Source organism: Pseudomonas sp. dw_612, from assembly GCF_018449725.1.
Classification (GTDB): Bacteria; Pseudomonadota; Gammaproteobacteria; order Pseudomonadales; family Pseudomonadaceae; genus Aquipseudomonas.
This window is the reverse complement of record NZ_JAAVVC010000004.1, coordinates 1-11,485: the sequence shown is the minus strand read 5'-3', so window position 1 is coordinate 11,485 and position 11,485 is coordinate 1. Positions and strand designations below refer to the sequence as shown.

3 protein-coding genes are annotated in these 11,485 nt (G+C 61.6%); all 3 read left to right on the top strand.

The features are described from left to right. The first annotated feature begins 129 nt into the window (after window positions 1–129). Complete coding sequence (locus tag HB680_RS08045) at window positions 130–1,155, top strand: TauD/TfdA family dioxygenase (protein WP_256735477.1); 1,026 nt, start codon at window positions 130–132, stop codon at window positions 1,153–1,155. A 114-nt stretch (window positions 1,156–1,269) separates the two neighbouring features. Further along, window positions 1,270–3,000, top strand: a complete 1,731-nt coding sequence (locus HB680_RS08040) for a cyclic peptide export ABC transporter (protein ID WP_213937977.1) — start codon at window positions 1,270–1,272, stop codon at window positions 2,998–3,000. 223 nt (window positions 3,001–3,223) lie between these two features. Then, a partial coding sequence (locus HB680_RS08035; RefSeq protein WP_276572258.1) for a non-ribosomal peptide synthetase occupies window positions 3,224–11,485 on the top strand: 8,262 nt, incomplete at its 3' end.

The window sequence follows — 11,485 nt, the reverse complement described above, 5'->3', positions numbered from 1 at the left end:
CTCGCTGCGCTCGACAGCTGCTACAGAAAGCCGCGTATGGCTGCCTGTCCCTGTTTGCGGTTACAGACATGACCCACCCGCAATGTTTTGATCCTTGCGCGATCGATCCACATGGCTTGGGAGTTGTGCATGAATCTTGAAACTGCGGCTGTTGGTTGGGCTGACAACGGACTGGATGAATCCGTCCGGCTTTCTTTGTTGAGCCCCGGGCTCAGCCTGCCGGTGGTGATCGAGCCGGTCACTGCCGGCCTTGATTTTGCGGCGTGGGCTTCGGCCCGGCGCGAGGCGGTGGAGGCCTTGTTGTGTCGGCATGGTGCCGTGCTGTTTCGCGGCTTCGGGCTCGACACGGTGTCGTCCTTCGAAGCGTTTGCCGAGGCGCTGTCACCCGGTCTGCACGGCAGCTACGGCGATCTGCCGAAGAAGGAGGGCGGGCGCAATGTCTATCGTTCGACGCCTTACCCCGAACGGGAAATGATCCTGTACCACAACGAGAGTTCGCACCTCGAGAGCTGGCCACGCAAGCAATGGTTCTTCTGCGAAAAACCTTCCCGTGTGGGTGGCGCGACGCCGCTGGTGGATATCCGGCAAATGATTCGTCTGCTGCCCGCCGAGATCGTTGAGACGTTCGAGCGCAAGGCGCTGACCTATAGCCGCACGTTCACCAAAGGCGTCGAGCCGAGCTGGCAGAACTTCTTCGGTGTCGATGACCCCGCGGTGGTCGAAGCCCGTTGCCGCGAGCAAGGCACCGAGTGCGCCTGGCTCGACGCCGATACCTTGCAGATTCGCACCCGCTGCCCGGCAGTGATCAAGCACCCGGTCACCGGCGAATCAGCGTTCTTCAATCAGGTGCAGCTGCATCACCCGTTCTGCCTGGGCGAGGAAATGCGCGAAGACCTGCTCGACATGTTCGGTGAGGATCGCTTGCCGCGCATGGTCAGTTACGGCGACGGCACCCCGATTGAAGACGACGTCATGGCGTTGCTCGGCGAGGCGTATGAGTCCTGCGCAGTGCGCTTCGATTGGCAGAAAGGCGATGTGGTGATGCTCGACAACATGCTCACCGCCCACGCCCGCGACCCCTATGAAGAACCGCGATTGATTGTGGTGGCCATGGGCGAGATGACCGCCAGAAACGACGTCTGGCAGGAACAATAACAGCGGCCGGGTGCCAGGCATTTGCGGTTTTGTACCGGCAATCCGGGACAGCCGATTTGCTCACGCTCCGTACACTTGATGCCCTGCGGTGAGCCCATTTGAGGATAGCGATCAATGAAAGGCGAGAAGAAAGAGAAGAAGCCAAAGAAGGATAAGAAGCCGAAACCTGGCTCGGTCATGCGTCTGCTGTGGCGCAGTCATCCTTGGCTGACCTTCTTCACGTTGATCACCGGCATCATCAGCGGCGTGGCATCCATCGCCGTGGTCAGTGTGATCAACAAGGCCATTCATGAAGAAGGCTCGCGCACCGATGCACTGATCTGGTTTGTCGGCCTGAGCGTGGTGGCGTTGATTTTCCGTAATGGCGCCGCGCTGTTTCCGGCCTACGCCAGCATGCGCATCATGACCCGGTTGCGCATTGCGCTGTGCCGCAAGATTCTCGCCACGCCGCTGGAAGAAGTCGACCGCCGCGGCCCGCCGAATGTGCTGACCATGCTCACCAATGACATACCGCAACTGAACACCACACTGGTGGTCATGCCCACGGTGTTGATCGAGGCGACCGTATTTATCTTCGGCATCGCTTACCTGGCGTACCTGTCGTGGGTGGTGTTCGCCTTGACCCTGACGCTGATGGTCGTCGGCGTGTTGCTGTACATGTTCTTCTTCCTCGGTGGCATCCGTTACTCCGGCCGGGTCCGCGATGAATTCACATCGTTCAACGAATACACCCACGCCCTGGTGTTCGGCCTCAAGGAACTGAAGCTCAACGGCATCCGTCGTCGCTGGTTTGCGCGCTCGGCGATCCAGGCGTCTTCCACTCGGGTGGCACGCTACAACTTCATCGAGCGCCTGTGGTACACCGCCGCCGATAACGTCGGTCAGTTCACCCTGTCGCTGTTAATCGGTTGCCTGTTGTTTGCCGCGCCATTGGTCATCGCCCTCGACCCGAAAGTCATGACCGCCAGTGTGCTCGCGGTGCTGTACATCATGGGACCGCTGTCGCTGTTGGTGGGGGCGATGCCGGTCCTGGCGGGTGGGCGTATCGCCTGTACGCGCCTGGCCGAGTTCGGCTTCTCGATCAACGACCCACACCCGGACCCGGTTGAAGCGGAAGCACCGGCCACGCTGTTGCTGGAACACAAGCAATACTGGGACAGCATCGAACTCAAAGAAGTGGGCATGCATTACCAGGACAAACTGACCGGGACAGGTTTTGGCCTGGGGCCTATCGATTTGAGCATCCAGTCCGGTGAGTTGATCTACATCGTCGGCGGCAATGGCTGCGGCAAAAGCACGCTGGCCAAAGTGATCTGCGGTCTCTATATCCCGCAAAGCGGCGAAGTCTTGCTCGACGGCACCGCCATCACCGATGACAGCCGCAGCGATTTCCGCGACCTGTTCTCCGCAGTGTTCTCCGACTTCCACCTGTTCAACCGGCTGATCGGGCCGGACGAGGAAGCGGGCAGTCCTGCCCTGGCCCAGAAGTACCTGGAAACCCTGGGCCTGGCCGACAAAATCAAGATCGACGGGCTCGGTTATTCGACCACCAAGGAACTGTCTTACGGCCAGCAAAAACGCCTGGCCCTGGTCTGCGCCTACATGGAGGACCGGCCGATCTACGTGCTCGATGAGTGGGCCGCTGACCAGGATCCGCCGTTCAAGAAATTCTTCTATGAAGAGTTGCTGCCGGACCTCAAACGGCGGGGCAAAACGGTGTTGATCATCACCCACGACGACCAATATTTCCAACTGGCCGACCGCATCATCAAGTTGGCCGACGGGCACATCGTCTCCGATATCAACTGCACCGTTCGCGACCAGAACCTGAGCTCCCTGGCGTAGACCGCGCCACATCTCCCGACACCGCCGCCGCGCCTGACCACAGGCCGGTTCGGCGCACTGATTCCGTACCCACTCCAAGCGTGCCCGGTGCTTTGTGTACCGGGCGGCACTGACAAATCTTCGAGAAGGAACTTATGAAATTTATCGCTGCTCGTGCGTTGGGCGACTTTGTCGCGACAGGTTTTTCCTTGGTTGAAGCCGTTGGTGCAGTGGAGTGCGGAGCATGAATCAACGTCTCGATCTGTCTGAAATGTACCCGCTGACCGCCGCGCAGCGCGATATCTGGCTGGACCAGATGACCCAGGGCGATTCGCCGCTGTACACCATCGGCGGCTACATCCAGATCAAGGGCCGCATCGATCCCGAGCGTTTCCAGCGGGCGATCGAGTTGCTGATTCAGAAGCACGATGCCCTGCGCACCGTGCTGCTGCCCAACGTAGGCGAAGAGGGCGCGCCAATGCAGGCGCTGGCCGCCGCCATGGTTGAGCAGGTTGAGCTGCGGGACTTTTCTGATCACGCCGATCCCGAGGCAGCGGTGCAAGTCTGGATGCAGCAAGAAATCGAGATTCCTTTTTCTCTGGATGGCCAACAGCTGTTCCGTTTTCACCTGGCCAAGCTCAGTGAAACCTCGTTCTACTTCGTCGCCCACGTTCACCACCTGATCCAGGATGGCTGGGGCATCAGCCTGATGTTCGATTCGGTCGGTGAGTTGTACAGCGCACTGGAGAATAACCAGCAGCCTGACCTGTCGGCACCGTCCTATGTGGAGTTCATCCACGACGATGCGCGGTATCGCGACTCCCCGCGTTTCGCCCGTGACCAGGCGTATTGGCTGGAAAAATACCGGGACGTGCCGGAGCCGTTGTTTGTTGCCCGTTACCGCGACCAGTACCCGGATCGCGGGGCGCCGAGCCGCGTGGTGACCCAGCGTTATCCGCACTCGCTGAACGACCGCATCGACGCCTTGGCGCAATCGCTTCAGGTCTCGCGCTTCCACGTGCTGTTGGCCGCGCTGTACGTCTATTTCGTCCGCACGCCCGAGCGCGATGAGTTGGTGATCGGTTTGCCGATCCTCAACCGTTCCAATGCGAATTTCCGCAACACCCTGGGCTTGTTCACCCAAGTGAGTGCCGTGCGCTTGCAGTTCAGCGATGAACTGTCGTTCGCAGAACTGGCGCGGGAGGTCGCGCGCACGCTTAAACAGGATTATCGCCACCAGCGTTATCCGCTCAGCGATATGAATCGGTCGCTGGGGTTGCGTCGCGACGACCGCGGCCAGTTGTACGACCTAGCGTTCTCTTATGAGCAAGTCGATCATCAATTCATGTATGGCCAGGCGCCGGCCAGTGTGGTGAAGAGCTCGAGCAACCATGAACAGACGCCGCTGACCATTCACATCCGCACCAGCCCCCACGATGAAACAGCGTGGATGCACTTCACCTACAACGAGGCGTATTTCAAGCAAACCGATGTCGAGGCGATGGTTGAGCGCTTTATGCATGTGCTTGAGCAGGGGTTGGCCGATGACACCCTGCCAGTTCATGGTTTTCTGCTGCCGACGCCGCAAGAAGCGCTGACGCTGCAAACCTGGAACGCCACTGAAACGGCGTATGAGCAGGACCGCACGATCCATGGTCTGTTCGAAGCCCAAGTGCTCGCGCAACCCGATGCGGTGGCGGTGGTGTTTGAAGACCAGCGACTGACCTACAGCGAATTGAATGCCCGTGCCAACCAGGTCGCGCATCGACTGCTGGACCTGGGCGTTTGCCCGGATGATCGCGTGGCGATTTGCGTTGAGCGTGGTCTGGAAATGATCGTCGGCCTGTTGGGGATCCTGAAATCCGGCGCGGGGTATGTGCCGCTGGACCCGGCCTATCCGCTGGAACGCCTGACATTCATGCTCGACGACAGCGCGCCGGTTGCGTTGCTGACTCAATCGAACTTGCGTGAATTGCTGCCTGCACTGGATGCTCCGGTGCTGTTGCTCGATCAGCTCGAAGCGTCGGATCTGCAGCATAATCCCGTTGTAAGCACGCTGGCGCACCATTTGGCTTATGTGATCTATACCTCCGGTTCGACCGGTCTGCCCAAGGGTGTGATGGTCGAACATCGCAACGTCGCGCGGTTGTTTTCGGCGACTGACGCGTGGTTCAACTTCGGTCCGCAAGACGTCTGGGCCTTGTTCCATTCCTTCGCCTTCGACTTCTCGGTCTGGGAAATCTGGGGCGCGCTGACCCATGGCGGCCGTTTGCTGGTGGTGCCGCAACTGGTCAGCCGTTCGCCAGCGGATTGTTATGCGTTGCTGTGCGAGGCCGGTGTCACGGTGCTGAACCAGACGCCGAGCGCCTTCCGACAATTGATCGCGGCCCAAGGCGAAAGCGACCTTAGCCACAACCTGCGCCAAGTCATCTTTGGCGGCGAAGCGCTGGAAACCGGGATTCTCAAACCGTGGTACGCCCGCGAAGCCAACGCAAAAACGCAATTGGTCAACATGTACGGCATCACCGAAACCACGGTACACGTGACCTATCGCCCGTTGACTGCCGCCGATGCGCAACTGGTCGGCATCAGCCCGATTGGCAAGCGCATTCCTGATTTGCGTCTGTACCTGCTCGATGCCCATGGCCAAGCGGTGCCGGTCGGCGTCGAGGGTGAGTTGTATGTCGGTGGCGCCGGCGTGGCGCGGGGTTACCTGAACCGTCCGGAGCTGAACGCCACGCGATTTCTCGCCGACCCTTTCACCGACGCACCTCACGCGCGGATGTATCGCACCGGTGACCTAGGTCGCTGGCTGGCGGACGGCAACCTTGAATACCTGGGGCGCAACGACGATCAGGTGAAGATTCGCGGTTTCCGTATCGAACTGGGTGAAATCGAAGCCAAACTCGCGGCCTGCGACCAGGTGCGCGAAGCCGTGGTCATCGCCCGTGAAGACGAACCGGGCGACAAGCGCCTCGTGGCCTATGTCATCGCACAGGACGGCGCATCGCTGTCCGCCACCGAACTGCGCACCCAATTGCTCGGCTCATTGGCCGAATACATGGTGCCCAGCGCCTTTGTGACCCTGACCTCATTCCCGCTGACCGCCAACGGCAAACTCGACCGCAAGGCCTTGCCGGCGCCGGACTCTGCGGCCTATGCCAGTCGCGACTATGAAGCGCCGGAAGGTGCGGTTGAAATCACCCTGGCCGCGTTGTGGGTCGATTTGCTCGGAGTCGAGCAGGTCGGGCGCCACGACCGCTTCTTTGAACTGGGCGGACATTCGCTGTTGGCGGTCAAGCTGATCGAACGCATGCGTCAGGCCAACCTCAGCGCCGACGTGCGCGTGCTGTTCGGCCAGCCAACCCTGGCGACCCTCGCCGCTGCCGCAGGTGCGAGCAGCGGAATTGTCGTGCCGGCCAATGGCATCGCCCGGGACTGCACGCGCATCACTCCAGACATGCTGCCCCTGGCCACGCTGCGCCAGGACGAGATCGATCGCATCGTCGCCACCGTGCCGGGCGGTGTGGCGAATGTGCAGGACATCTACGGGCTGGTGTCGTTGCAGGTAGGCATCCTCTATCACCACTTGGCCACTGAAATCGGCGATCCGTACCTGCTGCAAGCCACGCTGCGCATGGGCAGTCGCGCACAACTGGATAGGTTCGTACAGTCCCTGCAATCGGTGATCGAGCGCCACGACATCCTGCGCACTTCGGTGGTGTGGGAAGGGCTGGACGAACCGGTGCAAGTGGTCTGGCGAGAAGCCCGATTGGGCGCTTTCGAAGTCACGCTGGACCCGACTCAGGGCGACATCGCCGAGCAATTGCAGACGCAATTCGACCCGCGTCACACCCGTTTCGATCTGCGCCAGGCGCCGTTGATGCGCCTCCATTTCGCCGAAGATGTGGCCGGCGCGAGCTGGGTCGCGATTTTGCTGTTCCATCATTTGATCGACGATGCGACGTCGCTGGCACTGTTGGGCCAGGAAATTGAGGCCTTCAGTGAGGGCCGCTCGGCACAGTTGCCGGTGTCGGTGCCTTATCGCAATTACGTGGCGCAGGTTCGGCTCGGGGCGAGTCAGGCGCAACAGGAAGCGTTTTTCAGCGAGATGCTCGGGGACGTCGACGAACCAACCCTGCCGTTCGGTTTGCAGGATGTGCAAGGCGATGGCAGCGGGATGGAAGAGGCGTCGCTGCCGCTGGATGCCGAACTGGGTCAGCGTTTGCGCGCCCAGGCCCGGCGTTTGGGCGTCAGCAGCGCCAGCCTGCATCACTTGGCCTGGGGTCAGGTGGTCGGGCGCCTCGCGGGGCGTCAGGACGTGGTATTCGGCACGGTGCTGATGGGCCGTTTGCACAGTGGCGAGGATGCCGAGCGTGCCTTGGGCATGTTCATCAACACCTTGCCGCTGCGCGTCGATGCTGGCGACCAAGGCGTGTTGGCGGCACTGAAAACCACCCATGCTCGACTGGCCGCACTGATGGGCCACGAACATGCGCCGTTGTCTTTGGCCCAGCGTTGCAGCGGCGTTGCTGCACCGGCGCCGCTGTTCAGCGCACTGATGAACTACCGGCATGCCGCCGTGGGCGCGCAAGCTCCGCAGGATGCCGGCAATGCGCGGCGCTGGGCGGGCGTGACGCTGCTGGGCGGCGAAGAGCGGACCAACTTTCCGCTGTCGTTGTCGGTGGATGATTTGGGCCAATCGTTCGGATTGACGGTGCAGGCTGTCGCCGGTATCGGTGCCCAGCGGGTTTGCGGCTATATGCATACCGTGCTTGAAGCGTTGGTCGATGCACTGGATCACGATACGAACACACCGCTGCAACACCTTGCATTCCTGCCGGCTATCGAACGCCGGCAGGTGCTTGAGGACTTCAATGCCTTTGACGCGGACTATCCGTCGGGGCTGATCCATCAGTTGTTTGAAGCGCATGCCGCCGAGCAGCCTGATGCAATCGCGGTGACCTATGAAGACCAGCGCCTCAGTTATGGCGAGCTCAATCAGCGCGCCAACCAGATTGCCCATCGCTTGATCGAACTGGGCATTGGCGCGGATGACCGCGTGGCGATTTGCGTGGACCGCAGCCTGGAAATGGTTGCGGGGTTGATCGGTATCCTCAAGGCCGGCGCCGGTTATGTGCCGCTGGACCCGGCGTATCCCACCGAGCGTCTGGCTTACATGCTGGATGACAGCGCGCCGAAAGTGCTGCTGACCCAGCGTCGCTTGCAAGACCGTTTCCCGTCGGTGAGCGTGCCGGTGCTGTTGCTCGACGCCGGTATCAGCGGTCAGCCGCTGGCCAATCCCGATGTTCGTGAACTGACCGCGCAGCACTTGGCGTATGTGATCTACACCTCCGGTTCGACCGGCCAGCCCAAGGGTGTGGCCATGGCGCACGCGCCGCTGGTCAACCTGATGCAGTGGCAACTCGCGCAATTGGAACCGGCGCGCACCTTGCAGTTTGCCGCCCTGGGTTTTGACGTGGCGTTCCAGGAAGTCTTCAGCACGCTGTGCGCGGGCGCCGAACTGTCCTTGATCCATGCCGACACGCGCCTGAATTTCCACGCATTGTTCCAGCATATCGGCCAGCAACGGATCGAACGCCTGTACCTGCCATGCGTTGCGCTGCAAGCATTGGCTGAAAGCGTGATCAGCGACGGCGCGACCGGGCCACTGACGTGTGCCTTGCGCGATGTCATCACCGCTGGCGAGCAACTGCGCATCACGCCACAGATCCGTGCGTTCTTCGAGCGTCTGCCGGGCTGCCGCCTGCACAACCATTACGGTCCGACCGAATCCCACGTCACCACCGCGCTGACGCTGGCGGATGATGTGGCGACCTGGCCAATCTTGCCGGCAATCGGGCATCCAGTGGCCAATACCCGAATCTATTTGCTGGACGAACACCTGCAACCGGTCCCGGTCGGCGTCGCTGGCGAGATTCACATTGGCGGCGCCTGCGTCGCGCGGGGTTACCTGAATCGCCCGGACATGACCGCCGAGCGCTTTATTCGCGACCCGTTCACTGCGGGTGGGCGTTTGTACAAGACTGGCGACCTCGGTCGTTATCAGGCCGACGGCTGCATCGATTACCTGGGCCGTAACGACGATCAGATCAAGATTCGCGGTTTCCGCGTCGAATTGGGCGAGATTGAATCCCGGCTCGGCCAGCATCCCGGCGTCAGGTCGGCGGCGGTGCTCGCCCGCGAGGACAGCCCCGGCGACAAGCGCCTGGTGGCGTATTTCACCGCGCAAACCCTGGATGCAGCGCCGGATGCCGACTCCCTGCGCGCGCACCTTCAGGCGCTGTTACCGGACTACATGGTCCCGGCCGCCTACGTGCTGCTGAAAAAACTGCCGCTGTCACCCAACGGCAAGCTTGATCGCCGCGCACTGCCGGCGCCTGACGCCGACGCGTTTGCCAGCCGCGAATACGAAGCCCCCATCGGCCATTTGGAAACCACCCTGGCCAGCCTGTGGGCCGAAGTGCTCGGTGTGGCGCAAGTGGGGCGGCACGACCATTTCTTTGAACTCGGCGGGCATTCGCTGCTGGCGGTGAAACTGATCGAACGCATGCGTCAGGCCGGATTGAGCGCCGATGTGCGGGTGCTGTTCGGTCAACCGACCCTGGCGGCACTCGCGGCGGCGATCGGCGGCAGCACCGAAGTGGTGGTGCCGGCCAATGGCATCCCGCTTGATGCCGCGCACATCACCCCGGCGATGCTGACGTTGGTGACGTTGAGCCAGGAAACGATTGATCAAGTCGTAGCGAAAATCCCGGGCGGCGTGGGCAACGTGCAGGACATCTACCCGTTGGCGCCGCTGCAGGAGGGCATTCTTTACCACCATATTTCCGCCGAGCAGGGCGATCCGTACCTGTTGCAAGCGTCGTTCGCCATGACCAGTCGTGCCCAGCTCGACGGCTTTGTGCAGGCCTTGCAGGCGATGATCGACCGCCACGACATCCTGCGCACGGCGATGGTCTGGGAAGGACTGGACGATCCGCTGCAAGTGGTGTTGCGTCAGGCACACCTGAGCGTCGAAGAAATCGCCGTCGATCCTGCGTTGGGCGACGTCGCCAAGCAATTGGGCCAGCGTTTCGATCCGGCACACACGCGTCTTGATCTGGGCAACGCACCGCTGATGCACCTGGCCTGCGCCTGGGATGCGAGCAACCAGCGTTGGGTGGCGATTCTGCTGTTTCACCACATCGCCCTCGACCACACCGCGCTGGATGTGATGCACGATGAGATGCTGGCTTGCCAAAACGGTGAAGCCGGACACCTGAGCGCCGCCACGCCGTATCGCAACTACGTGGCCCAGGCCTTGCTGGGCGTGAGCCGCGAGCAACATGAACGATTCTTCCGCGACATGCTGGGCGATGTCGATGAGCCGACGCTACCGTTCGGCTTGCATGAAGTGCAGGGTGACGGTCGCGGCATTCAGGAAGTGAAACTGAACCTCGATCCGCTGCTGAGTCAGCGTCTGCGCACCCAGGCGCGGCTGTTGGGGGTGAGTGCAGCGAGCCTGCATCACTTGGCGTGGGCCCGGGTGTTGGGTCGCGTATCCGGCCGCGACGATGTGGTGTTCGGTACGGTGTTGCTGGGACGGATGCAGGGTGGCGTGGGCTCGGACCGCGCGCTGGGGATGTTCATCAACACGTTGCCGTTGCGGGTGAAGGTCGGTGCGCAGGATGTGCGCAGCGGCGTGAAAGCCACCCATGCGCGGCTGACCGCGTTGCTCGGCCATGAGCATGCCTCGCTGGCACTGGCCCAGCGTTGCAGCGGGGTGCCGGCGTCGTTGCCGCTGTTCAGCGCGCTGCTGAACTATCGGCACAGTGCGCATCAGGACAACGATGGCGTCGAACTGTGGGGCGGCACTGAAGTGTTGGGCGTGATGGAACGCACCAATTATCCGTGCATGTTGTCGGTGGACGACCAGGGCGAAGGTTTCCTGTTGAGCGTGCAGACGGCGGGGGCGGTGGATGCCTGGCGGGTTGGCGCTTATATGCAGACCGCACTGGCGAGCCTGGTGGATGCGCTGGAGTTTGCGCCGGGGTTGGCAGTGGATCAGCTGGATATTTTGTCGGCGGATGAGCGTCGGCAGGTGGTGCAGGAGTTCAATGCGACTGAGGTTTCGTTTCCGCTGGACGAGACGGTTCATGGGTTGTTTGAGGCGCAGGTAGAGCGCACGCCGGAAGCGATTGCCGTCATTCATGGCTTGGAACAGTTGAGCTATCGCGAGCTGAATCAAAAGGCTAACCGGTTGGCGCATTACCTGCGCGGGCAGGGTGTGCGGCCGGATTCTCGTGTGGCGATTTGTGTTGAGCGTTCTTCTGACATGGTCGTCGGGTTGCTGGCGATTCTGAAGGCGGGCGGGGGTTATGTGCCGCTGGATCCTTCGTATCCATTGGACCGAATTGCCTACATGCTGGGGGACAGTGCGCCAGCCGTGGTGTTGGCGCAAGCCGCTACATTGGGGTTGTTGGCCGGAGCTTCGATGCCGGTG